Source organism: Bradyrhizobium sp. DN3, from assembly GCF_041357655.1.
Taxonomy (GTDB): Bacteria; Pseudomonadota; Alphaproteobacteria; order Rhizobiales; family Xanthobacteraceae; genus Bradyrhizobium.
The window spans coordinates 358,959-375,784 of sequence record NZ_JAULLN010000004.1 but is presented as its reverse complement, the minus strand read 5'-3'; the positions used below and the strand labels follow the sequence as shown (position 1 = coordinate 375,784).

17 protein-coding genes are annotated in these 16,826 nt (G+C 65.4%); 10 read left to right on the top strand and 7 right to left on the bottom strand.

Annotated features, from left to right (window positions below; genetic code table 11):
• Positions 1–112: 112 nt before the first annotated feature.
• Positions 113–811 carry a glutathione S-transferase family protein gene (locus AAE027_RS09075; RefSeq protein WP_370986285.1) on the top strand — a complete coding sequence of 233 codons (699 nt, stop codon included), beginning with the start codon at positions 113–115 and terminating at the stop codon, positions 809–811.
• 157 nt (positions 812–968) lie between these two features.
• Here the strand turns inward: AAE027_RS09075 and AAE027_RS09070 are convergent, their stop codons facing one another.
• A complete protein-coding gene (locus AAE027_RS09070; RefSeq protein ID WP_370986284.1) occupies positions 969–1,184 on the bottom strand; it encodes a cysteine-rich CWC family protein in 216 nt (71 codons plus the stop codon).
• Between the two features lie 114 nt (positions 1,185–1,298).
• On the opposite strand from AAE027_RS09070, the gene AAE027_RS09065 reads away from it, so the two are divergent.
• The 4 genes from AAE027_RS09065 (at position 1,299) to hmuQ (ending at position 5,211) form a co-directional block, all read left to right on the top strand.
• Positions 1,299–2,852, top strand: a complete 1,554-nt coding sequence (locus AAE027_RS09065) for a DUF1800 domain-containing protein (protein ID WP_370986283.1) — start codon at positions 1,299–1,301, stop codon at positions 2,850–2,852.
• Positions 2,853–2,854: 2 nt separating this feature from the next.
• Positions 2,855–4,072: a DUF1501 domain-containing protein gene (locus AAE027_RS09060; protein ID WP_370986513.1), complete on the top strand. Its 1,218-nt coding sequence runs from the start codon at positions 2,855–2,857 to the stop codon at positions 4,070–4,072.
• Positions 4,073–4,160: 88 nt separating this feature from the next.
• Positions 4,161–4,532, top strand: a complete 372-nt coding sequence (locus tag AAE027_RS09055; protein WP_370986282.1) for an endonuclease domain-containing protein — start codon at positions 4,161–4,163, stop codon at positions 4,530–4,532.
• Between the two features lie 355 nt (positions 4,533–4,887).
• On the top strand, positions 4,888–5,211 hold the full coding sequence (gene hmuQ / locus AAE027_RS09050; protein WP_370986281.1) for a heme-degrading protein HmuQ: 324 nt from the start codon (positions 4,888–4,890) through the stop codon (positions 5,209–5,211).
• 13 nt (positions 5,212–5,224) lie between these two features.
• Here the strand turns inward: hmuQ and AAE027_RS09045 are convergent, their stop codons facing one another.
• The 6 genes from AAE027_RS09045 to AAE027_RS09020 all read right to left on the bottom strand — a co-directional run bounded on the left by AAE027_RS09045 (position 5,225) and on the right by AAE027_RS09020 (position 9,356).
• On the bottom strand, positions 5,225–6,166 hold the full coding sequence (locus AAE027_RS09045; protein WP_370986280.1) for an aldo/keto reductase: 942 nt from the start codon (positions 6,164–6,166) through the stop codon (positions 5,225–5,227).
• Between the two features lie 252 nt (positions 6,167–6,418).
• Positions 6,419–6,874, bottom strand: coding sequence for a GNAT family N-acetyltransferase (locus AAE027_RS09040; RefSeq protein ID WP_370986279.1), 456 nt, complete (start codon positions 6,872–6,874; stop codon positions 6,419–6,421).
• 322 nt (positions 6,875–7,196) lie between these two features.
• Positions 7,197–8,009 (bottom strand): PAS-domain containing protein, encoded by an 813-nt coding sequence (locus AAE027_RS09035; protein ID WP_128939785.1) that lies wholly within the window; start codon positions 8,007–8,009, stop codon positions 7,197–7,199.
• Between the two features lie 128 nt (positions 8,010–8,137).
• Positions 8,138–8,296, bottom strand: coding sequence for a hypothetical protein (locus AAE027_RS09030; protein ID WP_091886648.1), 159 nt, complete (start codon positions 8,294–8,296; stop codon positions 8,138–8,140).
• A gap of 73 nt (positions 8,297–8,369) precedes the next feature.
• Positions 8,370–8,546 (bottom strand): hypothetical protein, encoded by a 177-nt coding sequence (locus AAE027_RS09025; protein WP_164934664.1) that lies wholly within the window; start codon positions 8,544–8,546, stop codon positions 8,370–8,372.
• A 159-nt stretch (positions 8,547–8,705) separates the two neighbouring features.
• Positions 8,706–9,356 carry a glutathione S-transferase family protein gene (locus AAE027_RS09020; protein ID WP_370986278.1) on the bottom strand — a complete coding sequence of 217 codons (651 nt, stop codon included), beginning with the start codon at positions 9,354–9,356 and terminating at the stop codon, positions 8,706–8,708.
• A gap of 605 nt (positions 9,357–9,961) precedes the next feature.
• Here AAE027_RS09020 and AAE027_RS09015 point away from each other — a divergent pair.
• From AAE027_RS09015 to AAE027_RS08995, 5 genes are all read left to right on the top strand, one after another.
• Positions 9,962–11,164 (top strand): pyridoxal phosphate-dependent aminotransferase, encoded by a 1,203-nt coding sequence (locus tag AAE027_RS09015; RefSeq protein ID WP_091887068.1) that lies wholly within the window; start codon positions 9,962–9,964, stop codon positions 11,162–11,164.
• 400 nt (positions 11,165–11,564) lie between these two features.
• Positions 11,565–12,044 (top strand): DUF992 domain-containing protein, encoded by a 480-nt coding sequence (locus AAE027_RS09010; protein WP_370986277.1) that lies wholly within the window; start codon positions 11,565–11,567, stop codon positions 12,042–12,044.
• 178 nt (positions 12,045–12,222) lie between these two features.
• The gene (locus AAE027_RS09005) at positions 12,223–14,271 is read left to right on the top strand and encodes an elongation factor G (RefSeq protein ID WP_091886639.1); all 2,049 of its coding nucleotides are present in this window, start codon (positions 12,223–12,225) and stop codon (positions 14,269–14,271) included.
• A 373-nt stretch (positions 14,272–14,644) separates the two neighbouring features.
• Positions 14,645–14,917: a helix-turn-helix domain-containing protein gene (locus AAE027_RS09000; RefSeq protein WP_091886630.1), complete on the top strand. Its 273-nt coding sequence runs from the start codon at positions 14,645–14,647 to the stop codon at positions 14,915–14,917.
• Positions 14,918–15,010: 93 nt separating this feature from the next.
• Complete coding sequence (locus tag AAE027_RS08995) at positions 15,011–16,765, top strand: SulP family inorganic anion transporter (protein ID WP_370986275.1); 1,755 nt, start codon at positions 15,011–15,013, stop codon at positions 16,763–16,765.
• Positions 16,766–16,826 lie beyond the last annotated feature (61 nt).

Sequence of the window (16,826 nt, the reverse complement as noted above, 5' to 3'; positions counted from 1 at the left end):
CATCGTCATTGCGAGCGCAAGCGAAGCAATCCAGAATGTCCCTGCGGCGGCGGTCTGGATGGCTTCGTCGCAAGAGCTCCTCGCAATGACGGAGCGGATGGAGTTGCCTTTCATGTCACTCAAACTCTTCGAACTCGTCGGCACCGACGCCGCGCGCCCGTTCAGCCCGTATTGCTGGCGCACGCGGATGGCGCTCGCGCATAAGGGCCTGACGGCGCAATCGCTGCCCTGGCGCTTCACCGAGAAGAGCGCGATCGCGCCGCACGGCTCTGAGAAAGTTCCGGTGCTGCTGCATCACGACAAGCCTGTGGTCGATTCCTGGACCATCGCGAACTATCTCGAAGACAATTTTCCGGATCGTCCGTCGTTGTTCGGCGGCGAGGGCGGTCGCGCCATGGCGCGCATGATCAATGCCTTCGGCGATATCGCCATCGTCGGCGGCATCTTTCCGCTGATCGTCGCCGACATTCCGAACAACCTCGCCGAGGTCGATGCCGCCTATTTCCGCCAGTCGCGCGAGGCGCGCTTCGGCGGCAAGTCGCTGGAAGAGGTCATGGCCAGCCGCGACACCGGCGTGGTCGCGTTCCGCAAGTCGCTGGAGGTGATGCGCCAGACGTTGAAGAAGCAGCCCTTCATCGGCGGCGCCGCGCCGAACTATGCCGACTACATCGTGTTCGGCGGTTTTCAATGGGCGCGGGTGGTGAGCCCGTTCAAGCTGCTCGAGGCGGACGACCCGGTCTACGTCTGGCGCGAAAAACTGCTCGATGCGTTCGACGGCATGGCGCGGAAGTCGCCGGGGCATGAGGTATAAGCTTCGTAGGGTGGGCAAAGGCGCAAAGCGCCGTGCCCACCATCTCCCACACACGCAATGAAATGGTGGGCACGCTTCGCTTTGCCCACCGATACTGCCGTAGCCCGGATGGAGCGAAGCGCAATCCGGGATTTGCGTTCGCGAAATGATTCCCGGATTACGCTTGCGCTCCATCCGGGCTACGCGCCTCCCCCGCCGCCTTGCGCAAACACGCCCGGCACAGGCAATCCTCGCCCTCGATTGGCATCGGCAGTTTTGCCGTCTCCTCCGCGCACCAGCAATTGCCTGAGAGGTCGCAGCCGAACTCGGCGCCGCAGCGGGAGCAGGTGAGGCGGCGCGGTTCCTGCGATGAGGATTCTTGCGGATTTGTCATGATTTACGTCGAAGCTTCGCCGTCATTTTCATGTCGGGTTCATCTGTCGCTGCGGTATATTACGCGTTGCGCACGGACTCCGAAAGCGGCCCCCAACGCGCGAAGGACAGATCGATGGCCCGCGATTCGCAAGCCGCGCTCGTTGCGCTCAACCGCTTCGGCTTCGGCGCCCGCGGCGGCGCGTCCGGCGATCTCATCAACGCCGCCTCCGATCCGCGCGGTTTCGTGAAGGCAGAGCTCGCGCGCCCCCATGGCGTGCTGCTGGAAGCGCCGGGCCTGCAATCGACGCTGCAGCTTGGGCAGGCGGTGTTCGCCTATCAGGACCAGGTCAAGCAGGCGCGCGAGGCCGCGAAGGCGGCCGCTGAAGCACCGTCGACACAAGCGCCTGCCGATCAGAAGCCCGCCCTGCGCCGCAATCTCTCGCTGAACGCAGCGGCGGCGGAGGTCGCCGGCCAGATGGCGGATGCAAGACCGGCCGATCATGCGGCGAAGCCGGAGGCCATGCAGCCCAACGCCGCCGCGCCGCCTGCCGCAAAGCCCGCGCCGCAACCGCTCAACGTCATCCAGAAGACGTTTCGCGCCGAGGCGCTGGCCCGGTTGCAGCGCGCCACCCTCGCCGAGTGCGGCTTCACCGAGCGTCTCGTCGTGTTCTGGTCCAATCATTTCTGCATCTCCGCCGGCAAGGGCGAGCTGGCGCGGATCTGGGCCGGCGCGTTCGAGCGCGAGGCGATCAGGCCGCATGTGCTCGGGCGCTTCGCCGACATGCTCAAGGCGGTCGAGCAGCATCCGGCGATGCTGTTCTTCCTCGACAACCAGCAATCGCTCGGACCGGATTCGCGCGCAGGGCAAAACCGCAAGCGCGGGCTGAACGAAAATCTGGCGCGCGAGATCATGGAGCTGCATACGCTCGGCGTCGGCGGCGGCTACACGCAGGACGACGTCACCTCGCTCGCGCGCATCATCACCGGCTGGACCTTTGCCGGACGGCAGGGGCAATTAGGAGTGCCTGGCTCCTTCGTGTTCAACGTCAATGCGCATCAGCCCGGGTCGCAGATCCTGCTTGGCAAGACCTACGCTCAGGCGGGCCTCGCGCAGGGAGAGGCCGCGCTCGCCGACATCGCGCGCCATGCCTCGACCGCGAATTTCATCGCCACCAAATTGGTCCGTCACTTCGTCGCCGATGATCCGCCGCCTGCTCTCGTTGCGCGGTTGCGCGACATCTTCGTCAAGACCGACGGCGACCTCAAGGCGCTTGCCATGGCGCTGGTCGATTCCGATGAAGCGTGGAAAGCGCCGCTGACCAAGATGCGCTCGCCGTACGATTTCCTGGTCGCGAGCGGCCGGCTGCTCGCGCGCGTGCCGGAGGATCCCGGCACCTATCTGAACAATCTGAACTTGCTCGGCCAACCTCTGTGGTCGCCGGCGGGACCGAATGGTTTCCCCGACACCAGCGCCGCCTGGGCCGCGCCCGAAGGCATGAAGCTGCGGCTCGACATCGCGGCGCAGATGGGGGCGCGGCTCGGCAACAACATCGATCCGCTGGACCTGCTGGAATTCGCGGCTGCGGACGCGGCCTCCATCGAGACACGGCGAACCATCGAGCGCGCGGAGTCGCGGCAGCAGGCGCTGGCGCTGCTGTTGATGTCGCCGGAAATGCAGCGGAGATGATGATGATCGACTGCGTCGAGAACCGGGTCCTCACCTCGCGCCGCGGACTCTTGCTCGGCGGCGCCTCCTTCGCCGCCTGGGCTTATCTGCCCAAATTCGCCCGCGCCGCCGACGGGCGCGATCCGCGCCTGGTCGTGGTGATCCTGCGCGGCGCACTCGACGGGCTTTCGACCGTCGCCCCGATCGGCGACCCCGATTACGCCGGCCTGCACGGCTCGATCGCGCTGACCGCGGATGGCGCGCATCCCGCGATCATGCTTGACTCGTTCTTCGCGCTGCATCCGGCGATGCCGGAATTTTCCCGCATGTATCGCGAGATGCACGCCGCGGTGATCCACGCGGTCGCAACACCGTATCGCGATCGTTCACATTTCGACGGCCAGGACGTGCTCGAAAGCGGCTATGCCGGCCCGGGCCGGGTGCAGTCCGGCTGGCTCAATCGCGCGCTGGAAGCGCTGCCGCGCGGCGAGCGCGTGTCGAGCGGGCTTGCCGTCGGCCCGACCACGCCGCTGGTGCTGCGCGGCAATGCACCGACCGTCGGCTGGGCGCCGGTCGCGCTGCCGCAGGCCGACGACGACACCGCGATGCGCCTCGTCGAGCTCTACCGCCATCGCGATCCCGTGCTGGCGGCGGCCTTGTCGCAAGGCCTCCAGCTCGACAAGGCCGCAAGCGGCGACGACATGAAGCCGAAACGCGGCAACGCGGCCGCGCAGATGCGCCAGGTGGCGCGCGGTGCGGCAAAGCTGATGGCCGCCGACGACGGTCCGCGCATCGCCGCGCTCGCGTTCGACGGCTGGGACACGCACGCCAATGAAGGCGGCCCGGTCGGGCGTCTCGCCTTCCTGCTCGGCGGGCTCGACGGCGCGCTCGCCGAATTCGAAAGCGGGCTCGGCGCGCGCTGGCGCGACACCGTGGTCGTGGTCGCCACCGAGTTCGGCCGCACCGCGCGCATCAACGGCACCGACGGCACCGATCACGGCACGGGAACGATCGCGCTGCTCGCCGGCGGCGCCGTGAAGGGCGGCCGCGTAATCTCCGACTGGCCGGGCCTCAAACTCGCCAACCTCCATGAAGGGCGCGACCTCAAGCCCACCACGGATCTGCGCTCCGTGATCAAGGGCGTGCTGCAGGGGCAATTTGGGCTCTCGGATCGCGTGCTGGCGGAGGCGGTGTTCCCGGACAGCGCGGGAGCACGGCCGATGAAGGGATTGGTGGCTTAACCTCTCCCCGCTCTTTGCGGGGAGAGGTCGGATTGCGCTTGGCGATGCGAAGCATCGTCCAAAGCAATCCGGGTGAGGGGGAGGGGCAATGCGCGGCCACGATCAGAAGTCCATCCGACTTGCACGACGCCTTCGCGTCAATCAGACGGATGCGGAGACGGTTCTCTGGAATCGCATTCGCAATCGGAGGATCGATGGACACAAGTTCGTGCGACAAGAGCCGATCATCGGGTACATCTGTGATTTCGTGTGCCGGGAGAAGCGGCTCATCATCGAAGTTGATGGCGGTCAGCACAATGAATCTGCAACAGATGCAATTCGTGATGAACGTCTAGCAGAGAAAGGTTACAGGGTGCTTCGCTTCTGGAACAATGACGTTCTTGAAAATATCGAAGGTGTTCTCACTATAATCCAGACCGAGCTCGCGGAGGCGGCCCCTCACCCCACCCTCTCCCCGTAAGAACGGGGCGAGGGAGCGAGAGAGAGCGGTATGTCCCTTACATGCCAGACCAATCGAAAGGTCCATCGAGGCGCACTTAACCTCTCCCCGCTCTTTGCGGGGAGAGGTCGGATTGCGCTTGGCGATGCGAAGCATCGTCCAAAGCAATCCGGGTGAGGGGCAGGGCACGGTGTAGCCGTCATCAAAAATCCATCCGACTCGTACGATGAAGGTGCGTGCCTCATGCGCTTCGACTACAATTCAGACCGAGCTCGCGGAGGCAGCCCCTCACCCCACCCTCTCCCCCGTAAGAACGGGGCGAGGGAGCGAGAGAGCATCGCGTCCCTGACGATTGCGCCTACAGGAGAAATCACCCATGTACATCGCCATGAACCGCTTCCGAGTCGCCAAGGGCTCCGAGGCCACTTTCGAGCAGGTTTGGCTCACGCGCGACACGCATCTGGACAAGGTGCCGGGCTTCGTCGAATTCCATCTGCTGCGGGGACCCGAGCTCGAGGACCACACGCTGTACGCCTCGCACACGGTCTGGGCGAATTACGCGGCGTTCGAGGCGTGGACCAAGTCGGAGGCGTTTCGCGCGGCGCATCACAAGGCCGGCGACAACAAGCCGCTCTATCTCGGCCATCCCCAGTTCGAAGGTTTTGAGGTGATGCAGACTGTGGGGCGCGGCGCGAAGTAGCGCGCCGCAGAGTTTAGCTCAGAGTGATCTTGTCGATCTCCGCCATCTCCTCCGCGCTGAGCTGCCAGGCGATCGCCTTGACGTTCTCCTCGACTTGCTCGACGCTGGTGGCGCCGGCGATCACGCTCGACACTTGCGGGCGCGCGGCGAGCCAGGAGAAGGCGAGCTCGAGCATGCTGTGCCCGCGTGCTTTGGCAAAGGCCGTGAGCTTCTCGACGATGTCCTCGTTGCGCGGCGTGACGTAGCGGTCGCGCAGCCGCGGCACCTTGCCGAAGCGGGTATCGTCAGGCGCTGCCTCGCCCCTTCGGTATTTGCCGGTCAGAAGTCCGCTTGCGAGCGGGAAGAACGGCAATAATCCGAGCTTGTATTCCGTTGCTGCCGGCAACAGATCCTTCTCGATGTCGCGCACGAGGAGGGAATATTCGTCCTGGCAGGAGACGAAGCGGCTGAGATTCATCGCGCGTGCGACGTACTCCGCTTCTGCGACGCGCCAAGCCGGAAAGTTCGAATTGCCGATGTAGCGGATCTTGCCCTGCCGGACGAGATCGTCGAGGGCGCGCAGGCTCTCCTCGATCGGCGTCAGCGGATCATAATCGTGCTGCTGGTAGAGGTCGATGTAGTCGGTCTTGAGCCGCCTCAGACTCGCCTCGACCGCGTTCATGATGTAGCGCCGCGAGGCGCCCTGCTTGGTGCCGTCCTCCGCCATCGGCTTCGAATATTTCGTCGCCAGCACGATGTCCTTGCGGCGGTCGCCCAGCACGGCGCCGAGCACCGTCTCCGAGCCGCCCATGTTCGAATAGATGTCGGCAGTGTCGAACAGCGTGATGCCGAGATCGAGCGCACGATGGATCACCTTGCGCGAGGTCTCCAGATCTGTGCGCTGGCCGAAATTGTTGCAGCCGAGCCCGACCGCAGAGACGCGCAGGCCGGAGGCGCCGAGATTGCGAATGTCCATGGGAGATCCTGTCAGATGAGCCGCGGCGCATTCTGACCACGGCGTGCCCCAGCAGCAAGCCGCTCGCCGCGCTGCTGCCATGCCCATGAGGCGGACAAAAAAATGCGGCCCCTGTCAGACGCGGCGACTGACGGGGACCGCTTGGGGCGCTTGATCGGTGACGGGGGGCCTGATCAGACGCAGGCGTGAACGTAGTCCCGCTATGTTACGCGCGGGTGACAGCGGGACTTATCCACAGGATGTGGAGAAGGATCAGAACAGCTTGCGATAGACGATGAATCCGGAGCGCTCCGCGACCTTGTCGTACAGGCTCTGCGCCGTGAGATTGGTCTCGTGCGTCTGCCAGTAGACGCGCGGCGACCCCGCTAGTTGCGCCCGTTCATACACACCATGGATCAGCGCGGAGCCGACGCCCTTGCCGCGCACGACCTCGCGCGTGAACAAATCCTGCAAATAGCAGGACGGTTCGATCGCCGTGGTGCTGCGATGGAAAAGATAGTGCGTCAGGCCGAGCAATTGGCCATCGCTCTCGGCGACCAGCGCATGCACCGGCTCATAGGCGTCGAAGAAACGCTGCCACGTCATGCGCGTGATCTCGGGCGCGAGCGCGGTTGGGCCCGAACGGCCGTAGAAGGCATTGTAGCCGTCCCACAGCGGCAGCCATTGATCGTAGTCCTGCTTCGTAACGGAGCGAATGGTGAGGGACATGTGAATTTCCGCGATCGATGAAGGATACTTCATACCCATGACGGGCTTGCTGATCAATTTGTCTCGCGAGTCGGATGGACACTTAGTCGTGGCGACAGCTTGCCTTGCCCCTCACCCGGATCGCGCCGGACGATGCTTCGCATAGCCGGAGCGATCCGACCTCTCCCCGCAGAAGGGCGGGGAGAGGTAGAGATATATCGGCACAGTCGAAAGTGAGGTGCGCACCGGCTTCTCGCGCCCTCGCCCCGTTCTTACGCGGAGACGGTGGGGTGAGGGGCTGTATCCGCGAGCGCCGGCGTACGATGCGCGCACGTTGCCGCGCCTACTCCGCAACGCGCAGATAGCTCATCAGCCTTCGGTTCGCGGGATCGCGCAGCGAGCGGTAGTAGTCGGCGCTCGCCGGCGCATCGGTGTGGCGCACGAGGTCGGTCACCGGCGTGTAGCTCAGCATGCGGCCGCCGTCGGGCAGCGCGGTGCAGACGAAACGCAGCACCTCGCCGTTGCGCAAGGCAATGTTGATCGGCGTGGCATCGCCGATCCGCACCATCTCCATGCGCTGGGCGATGAAGGTGCCGAGCTCGTCCTCGGGCAGCTCGAACGCGCCGGTGTCGCGGCCGTGATACATCAGCGCGATGAAGGGCGGCTTGCCGTCGGCGATCTGGTCCGGCACCGCAAAATATTCGCGGAACGCGCGGTTGATGAATTCGGCCCGCGTCTCGGCATCGAGCAGCACGACGCCGATATCGATCTGGTCGAGCGCGGCCGACAGGCGCGCGGCGGTGGCGTGGCTCTGGCGCTCGGCCGCGAACGTGCCGAGCATCCGCGCGCGCATCAGGCCGGTGATGCCAGCGGTGCCGGCGACCGTGATTGCCAGGAGGCCGAGCCGGACAAGATCCGCGTTGCCATAGCCGGAGACGCCGTGATGGTTGAGGAAGAGCAGTGCCGCGCCGATCACCGCGACCGCTGCACTGGTCATGGCCGAGGCGAGGCCCGACAGCGCGCCGGCAAGCGCCACGAGGCAGACCAGCAGCGGCGCAGGCGAGGGAGTGGGGACGACGCGATCGAAGAGCATCGCCAGCAGCAGGGTCGCTGCCGTCAGCACCGGACCGGAGATCGCGCGCCATCCGAACCGCATGGGCCAGTCTCGCTCCTCCCCCACGAGGTAAGACCGCAACACTGGCGGATAGTTGCGCCGATGTGATGCGATTTCGCGCGATGCGCTTAATGGGCGCTTGCGGCGGAGCGCAAATCTTTCGGATGATTTTAGACCAAGTGCGCGTGCCTGAGACGCTGTTGCAGCGCAGGCGCATTCAGCGTCGAGCTGCCCGAGCTCTTGCGCATGCCGGTGAAAATCAACAGCGATGCCGCGACCAGGATGGCCGCAGTCAGGGTGATCGCAACGACTACCACAGGTGACTTCATCGACGTCCTGTCGCAATGCCGGTCGGCGCGGGCCGCACGGCGCCTTGAAGGCTGGTCCAGGATGAAACGGGAATCAGATCGGCAGGCCCATCGCCATGGTCGCCTTGGTCGACATCACCGTCAGAGTGACGATCAGGCACAGCGAGAGTGCGGCGACGGCGAGCGAGGCCGCGACCGCGTTGGTCAGCCGGGAAGACGCGACGGTGGCGGATTGGCCCTGAAAGCCTGCCGTGCCGGACGCCCGAATCATGGGTCTAAATCCCTCAATACGCGAGCGAATCACCCGCGACTTTCCACAATTTCCCAGTTTCAACCGGCAATATTGCGGCGGCTGTCGCGCCGAAAGCGGCGACATTGCGGCAAAGGCGACCCTTATGCCCGCTATTTGCCGGAGCGGCGGGCAGGCCTGTCAGGCGCCCGCGGCAATGCTGGCGGGGTCGTCGATATCGGCCGGGCGCCAGTCCATCGTCACGAAGCCGGGCGCAGCTTCCACGCGCTTCAGCCAGTCTCGGACCGCCGGGAAAGTCGAAAGATCGAAGTCGCAGCGGTCGGCGAGATGGGTGTAGCCATAGAGCGCGATATCGGCGACCGTGAGCTGGCGGGCGGCGAAATAGGCGTTGGTCTTGAGGTGGTTCTCCATCACCTGGAGCGCGCCATAGCCGCGCTCCATCCAATCCTCCAGCGAATGGGTCTGCAGATCGCGGCCGCCCCTGACCAGCGACAGCCAGAAATAGGCCGCGCCGATGTTGGGTTCGAGCGCATGCTGCTCGAAGAACATCCATTGCAGCGCCTCGGCGCGGTCGATGCGGTTCTCCGGCGCGAGCGGCGTGCCGACGGCAACGTACCAGAGGATGGCGTTGGACTCGGCGAGATAGCGGTCGTTCCCGACCTCGAGCAGCGGCACCTGGCCGGACGGGTTCTTCGACAGAAAGTCCGGCGTGCGGCTCTCGCCGCGCAGAATGTCGATCTCGATGGCCTCATAGGGCACGTTGAGCAGCGCCAGCGCAAGGCGGACCTTGTAGCTGTTGCCGGAGCGCTGCATCGAATAGAGTTTGTACATTCTGGGAGTTCGTTTCCGAGGATGGGAAGGCACGGCGCTGGCTGCCCTGCAGCGCGGCTAAACAATGATGCCGATGCGAATCCGCCGCAAGAGCCGGCCCATAGAAAAACTCGAAAACCCTACCGCACTGCAACGCCACGGAAGATCATTTCCGCGCGACCATGCAACCGAGATCACGCTTGCGTCAGCACACCAATGCGTTGCTCCGCGCAATCGTGAAGTCCGCGGACGACCGTATGCATCGGGTTTAGGGCGCCAGTGCTTCCGCGTTGTCATGGCCGGGCATAGCCGATCGAAGGACGCCATCGCTTCCGCTCGGCTAGGTCCCGGCCATCCACGCCGCGTCAAGCGGTTCGAGGAAGGTGGATGCCCGGGACCCGGCTATCAATTGCTCCGAGGACAAGCCTTGCCGGATATGAGGAATTTGGCCGGCAAAGTTGCGGAACATTGCGGTCAATCGCGCCTCGAAACGCGGGAAATCCGCAAACTTTTGCCGGATCGGGCCGAAGTTTCTTGCGGTGCAGCGGCTCACGTTTTAGGGTGGCTCATTCCCACAATCAGAGTCGTGAGGCCGAGGGCTTCACGACGCTTGTCAGGAGATGACGATGTCCTTCCTTGCCGCTGCGCTCGACCGTGTGAAGCCGTCCGCGACCATCGCGGTCACGGATAAAGCACGCGCGCTGAAAGCGGCGGGCCGCAACGTCATCGGCTTAGGTGCCGGCGAGCCCGACTTCGACACGCCCGCCAACATCAAGCTGGCGGCGATCCGCGCCATCGAGGCCGGCAAGACCAAGTACACCGCGGTCGACGGCATCCCCGAGCTGAAGGAAGCCATCATCGGCAAGTTTCAGCGCGAGAACGGCGTCGCCTACAAGCCGAACCAGATCATCGTCGGCACCGGCGGCAAGCAGGTGCTCTACAACGCGCTGATGGCGACCATCAATCCGGGCGACGAGGTGATCATTCCCGCGCCCTATTGGGTCAGCTACCCTGAAATGGTGGCGCTTGCCGGCGGCGAGCCGGTGCCGGTGGTCTGCACCGCCGCGACCGGCTTCAAGCTCCAGGCCGAGGCGCTCGAGCGCGCGATCACGCCGAAGACCAAATGGGTCATCCTGTGCTCGCCGTCGAATCCGACGGGAGCCGCCTACACCAAGTCCGAACTGAAGGCGCTCACCGACGTGCTGCTCAGGCATCCCCATGTCTGGGTGATGACCGACGATATGTACGAGCATCTCGTCTATGACGACTTCCAGTTCACCACCGTCGCGCAGGTCGAGCCGAAACTCTACGACCGCACGCTCACTGTGAACGGCGTGTCGAAGGCTTATTGCATGACCGGCTGGCGCATCGGCTATGCCGGTGGCCCGGCGCAGCTGATCAAAGCGATGTCGACCATCCAGTCGCAGTCGACCTCGAACCCGTCGTCGATTGCGCAATGGGCGGCGGTCGAAGCGCTGAACGGTCCGCAGGACTTCATTCCCGCCAACAACAAGGTGTTCAAGGAGCGCCGCGACCTCGTCGTCTCCATGCTCAACCAGGCCAAGGGCATCGAGTGCCCGCGGCCCGAAGGCGCGTTCTACGTCTATCCGTCCTGCGCCGGCACCATCGGCAAGACCGCGCCGTCGGGCAAGGTGATCGACAATGATGAGACGTTCGTCACCGAGCTCCTGGAGACCGAAGGCGTCGCCGTGGTGCAGGGCTCGGCCTTCGGCCTTGGACCTGCGTTCCGCATCTCCTATGCGACCAAGACCTCCGACCTTGAAGACGCCTGCAAGCGCATCCAGCGCTTCTGCGGCAATCTGCGCTGAGCCTGTCGCGACAGTGCAAATTGAAAAGGCCCGCGTCGTGCGGGCCTTTTTTGTTGTGTTTCGATAAGCGGAGTCGGACGGTCCTTTGTTCTGGTCGGCATCTTGCCATGCCCCTCACCCGGATCGCTGCGCGATCCGACCTCTCCCCACAGAAGGGCGGGGAGAGGTTAAGTCGCGTCCGATTGCGCACTCTAATTCTTCTCGCATCGTGAGGGGCGCAGGCTCGCGCACTCCCTCGCCCCGTTCTTACGGGGAGAGGGTGGGGTGAGGGGCCTCTCTCCGCGAATTCGATTCCAGATATGTCCGATCTGGCACCGCCAAGACTCTTGTGGCATAGACGATCGCGCGGCGTGTGCCGCGTCCTTCCTGCTCGCATCCCATTCATCGCCGGAGACGTTTCATGCGCCGTTCGTTCCTCCTCGCCGGGCTCACCGCCGCAAGCCTCGTTGTCTCCGTCGTTGCTGCCAGCTCGCAGCAACGGATGACGCGGATCGGCGTGCTCGAATGTCGCGGCGGCGCCAGCGTCGGCTTCATCGTGGGATCGGTGACCCATCTCGGCTGCGTGCTGCGCGCCGACGGCTTGCCCGACGACCGCTACGTCGCGACCATCCGCAAAGTCGGCCTCGACATCGGCATCACCCAGGAGACGGCGCTCGCCTGGGGCGTGTTCGCGCCGGTCGACCGGCTCGGCCCCGGTGATCTCTCCGGCAATTACGCGGGCGCGCAGGGCAGCGCCTCGGTCGGCGTCGGGCTTGGTGGCAACGTGCTGGTCGGCGGCTCCAACAATTCGATCGCGCTCCAGCCGCTCAGCGTGCAGGGCCAGGTCGGCCTCAACGTCGCCGCGGGTCTGGAGAGCCTGGAACTTCGTCCGGGGCGTTGAGCCGTCGTCAATTCTAATTGACTGAGCCAGCTACGAGACTCACCTCTCCCTCCGGGAGAGGTGAATACCGACGACGCACCGCAGCGACGTTTGATGCTTGCCAAATCTTGGGGACGGGCAGAGCATCTGCGTTTGCCGACCCAATCATGGGCCGAGCTCCACAAGAAGGAGGCGGCGAATGGGACAAGACGTCAGAAGTCCCCGAGGTCCACGGTGCATCGCGCTGGTGGGCCCATTCCAAAGCGGTAAAACCACACTTCTCGAAGCAATCCTGGCGCGAACGGGTGCGATCCCGCGCGCCGGCAGCGTCGATGCCGGAACTTCCGTCGGCGACGCCACGCCAGAGGCCCGTGATCACAAGATGACCGTCGGGCTGACTGCCGCCACCACGAGTTTCATGGGTGACAGCTACACCTTCCTCGACTGTCCCGGTTCCGTCGAATTCGCCCACGACATGCGCGCCGTGTTGCCCGCGGTCGATGCTGCGGTCGTGGTCTGCGAGGCCGACGAGAAGAAGCTGCCGCAGCTTCAGATCATCCTGCGCGAGTTGGAGGAGCTGAAGATCCCGCGTTTCCTGTTCCTCAACAAGATCGACCGCGCCAGCGAGCGCATCCGCGAGACGCTCGCAATGCTGCAGCCCGCCTCGTGCGTGCCGCTGGTGCTGCGCCAGATTCCGATCTGGAACGGCGAGCTGATCGAGGGCTTCGTCGATCTCGCGCTGGAGCGCGCCTTCGTCTATCGCGAGCACAAGGCCTCCGAGGTGATCGCGCTCGAAGGCGGCAATCTCGACCGCGAGAAGGAGGCTCGCTTCTCGATGCTGGAGAAGCTCGCCGACCACGACGATGCGCTGATGGAGCAGCTGCTCGAAGACATACAGCCGCCGCGCGATGCCGTGTTCGACGACCTTGCCCGCGAATTGCGCGAAGGACTGATCTGTCCGGTGCTGCTGGGCGCCGCCGCGCGCGAAAACGGCGTGCTGCGTCTGATGAAAGCGCTGCGCCACGAGGCGCCCGGCGTTGCGGAGACCGCAAAACGTCTCGGCGTTCCCGACACCAAGGATGCGCTCGGCTACGTCTTCAAGACGCTGCATTCGCAACATGGCGGCAAGCTGTCGCTGACGCGGCTGCTCGCCGGTCATCTCGACGACGGTGCGACGCTGCAATCCTCAGCCGGTGGCACGGGGCGCATCTCCGGCATCCTCGCCGTCAACGGCGCCTACGACACCAAGCGTGCCTCGGCCGAAGCCGGCGACACCGTGGCGCTCGCCAAGCTCGATCCCGTAAAGACCGGCGACACCGTCTCGAGCGGCAAGACCCCGCCGGCTGCGCTCGTCGCCGTGGAGCCGACGCCGCCGGTGCTCGCGATCTCGATCGCGGCCACCGATCGCAAGGACGACGTCAAGCTCGGCCAGGCGATGGCCCGGCTGCACGAGGAGGATCCCTCGCTGGTCGTGGTGCAGAACGCCCAGACCCATGACACCGTGCTGTGGGGCCAGGGCGAGATGCATCTGCGCGTCGCCGGCGAGCGGCTGCGAGACCGCTTCGGCGTCAAGGTCACCTCGCATCCGCCCGCGATCGGCTATCAGGAGACCATCCGCAAGCCGATCACCCAGCGCGGGCGTCACAAGAAGCAGTCCGGCGGTCACGGCCAGTTCGGCGACGTCGTGCTCGACATCAGGCCGCTGCCGCGCGGCGACGGCTTCAAGTTCGCCGAGAAGGTGGTCGGCGGCGCGGTGCCGCGCAACTACATCCCGGCGGTGGAGGAAGGCGTCGTCGACGGGCTGGCGCGCGGCCCGCTCGGTTTCCCCGTCACCGACGTGGAGGTGACGCTGACCGACGGCTCCTATCACAGCGTCGACTCGTCGGACCTCGCCTTCCGCACGGCGGCGCGGGTCGGACTCAACGAGGGCCTGCCGCAATGCCAGCCGGTGTTGCTCGAGCCGATCCACATGGTCGAGATCGTCTGCCCGACCGACGCCACCGCCAAGATCAACGCGATCCTGTCGGCGCGGCGTGGCCAGATCCTCGGCTTCGACACGCGCGACGGCTGGAGCGGCTGGGACTGCGTCCGCGCCATGATGCCGGAAGCCGAGATCGGCGAACTCATCGTCGAGCTGCGCTCGGCCACCGCCGGCGCCGGCAGCTTCACCCGCCAGTTCGACCACATGGCCGAAGTGACCGGCCGCGCCGCCGACCAGATCATCGCCGCCCATCAGCACGCGGCGTGATCTGTAAGTGAGGCAACCGGCCTCTCACTCCCTCTCCCCGTTCTTCACGGGGAGAGGGTGGGGTGAGGGGCTGCCTCCGCGGATGCGGCATTTCATTGAGCCGAACCCGCGCCCAACCTCCGTCATTGCGAGCGCAGCGACTTGTCCGCCGAAGCCTTTGGCGAAGGCGGAAGCAATCCAGAATGTCTCTGCGGAGGCAGTCTGGATTGCTTCGTCGCACCAGCGCAAAATTGCTTTGCAATTTTGTCGCGGGCTCCTCGCAATGACGAAGGAGGTAGATGGGCAGTCCCTTGCGCTCGGCCTCATATGATGTATTTTATATCATTGTATATGTCCCAGATATCATTTATAGGCTCTGATACGTGAGGTCACGGTGATTACGTCGTTCCAGATGCGGGCAGCGCGGGCGCTGCTCGGCATTGACCAGAAAACCCTGGCCGAGCTCGCCGGCGTTTCGCTGCCGACCATCCAGCGGATGGAAGCCAGCACCGGCAATGTTCGCGGCGTGGTCGAGACCCTGATCAAGGTGGTCGAGGCGTTCGATCGGGCCGGCGTCGAGCTGATCGGCGAGCAGGCGCGCAGCGACATTGGCGGGCGCGGCGTTCGCCTCAAGGAGCCGGGGCCGCCGCGGCGGGTGGGGGCATGATCGGGCGTTGATCATGCTCGGGATCAGGAATGGGATAGCGCATCGTCGCACCTCGGCAACACGGGACGCACGATGCTTCGGAGCATCGTGGGCATGAGCATCACAAGCGATCAAGCGGGCCAACTGCATCAGCTTCGCCGGCCGACCTTTGTCGAATTGTATTTGCCAAAGCTCGTCACCATTTGGCGTGAGGGGTACGGCGTCGCGGACTTTCGCGCCGACGTCTTCGCCGGCCTCACCGTCGCGATCGTGGCACTGCCGCTGTCGATGGCGATCGCAATCGCCTCGGGCGTGACACCGGACCGCGGCCTCTACACCGCCGTCGTCGGCGGCTTCGTCGTGTCCCTGCTCGGCGGCAGCCGCTTCCAGATCGGCGGACCCGCGGGCGCCTTCATCGTCCTGGTTGCGGTGACGGCCGAGCGGCACGGCGTCGACGGCGTGATCCTCGCCACCATGATGGCGGGGCTGTTCCTGGTTGCCGCGGGCCTGTTGCGGGTCGGCACCTACATCAAGTTCATTCCCTATCCCGTGACTGTCGGCTTCACCGCCGGCATCGCCGTCATCATTTTTGCGAGCCAGCTCCGCGATCTCGGCGGGATCACGCTGGCCGGGAAAGAGCCCAGCGAATTCGTTCCCAAGCTCGTTGCGCTCGCCGGCAGCCTCGACACCATCAATCCATCGGCCGTCGTGGTCGCGATCGGCAGCATCGTCATCATCGCTGCCTTGCGGCGCTGGCGGCCGTCCTGGCCCGGCATCCTGATCGCGGTTGCGCTCGCGGCGGTCGCCAGCGCCGTGCTGTCGCTGCCGGTCGAGACCATCGGCTCGCGCTTCGGCGGCATTCCGCGCGAGCTGCCCTCGCCGGCGCTGCCCGCGTTCTCGCTGGAGAAGGCAAAGGCCGTGCTGCCGGATGCGATTGCGTTCGCGCTGCTGGCCGCCATCGAATCGCTGTTATCGGCTGTGGTGGCCGACGGCATGACCGGTCGCCGTCATCGCTCCAATTGCGAGCTGGTGGCGCAAGGCGTCGCCAATATCGGCTCGGCGCTGTTCGGCGGCATCTGCGTTACCGGCCTGATTGCGCGCACCGCGACCAACATCCGCGCCGGCGCGCGCGGCCCGCTCGCGGGCATGCTGCATTCGGTCTTCCTGCTGCTGTTCATGCTGATCGCGGCGCCGCTCGCAAGCTACATTCCGCTCGCAGCGCTCGCCTCCGTGCTCGTCGTGGTGGCCTGGACCATGGCGGAGAAGCAGGAATTCGCGACGCTCCTGCGCTCGTCATGGGGCGATGCCGTCGTGCTGCTCGCAACCTTCCTGCTCACGATCTTCCGCGATCTGACCGAAGGCATTCTGGTCGGCTTCGCGCTCGGCGCGGTGCTGTTCATCCACCGCATGGCGGAGATGACGGGCATCGAGGAGCGCACGCCGCTGGTGGTCCCCGATCGCCCCGATGACAGCAACGGTGCGCGCGTTCCCTACGATTCCGCGCTGGCGGTCGACCGCGACGTGCTGGTCTATCGCATCACCGGTGCGTTCTTCTTCGGCGCCGCCTCTGCGATCGGAGGCGTGCTCGACGGCGTCGCCGACCAGCGCAAGGCCTTCGTGGTCGATTTCGCCGCGGTGCCGTTCCTGGACTCCACCGCGGCGAACGTGCTCGGGCGCGTCGCCGCCAAGGCCCATCGCCAGGGCATCAGGCTGTTCATCACGGGGGCATCGCCGGCGGTTCGCCGCGCGCTGCTCACCCATGGCGTGACGCCGCCGCGCGCGCGCTATCGCCAGAGCCTCGAGCGCGCGATTGCCGATATCAAGGGCCGCGCAACGCAGCCCGAGGCCGATGAGGTTGCCGCGAGCTGACGGCGCCGTGGCGATGCGGCGCTCGTGCGCTTGACAGAGCCTTCGGGACGCGAAATGGATC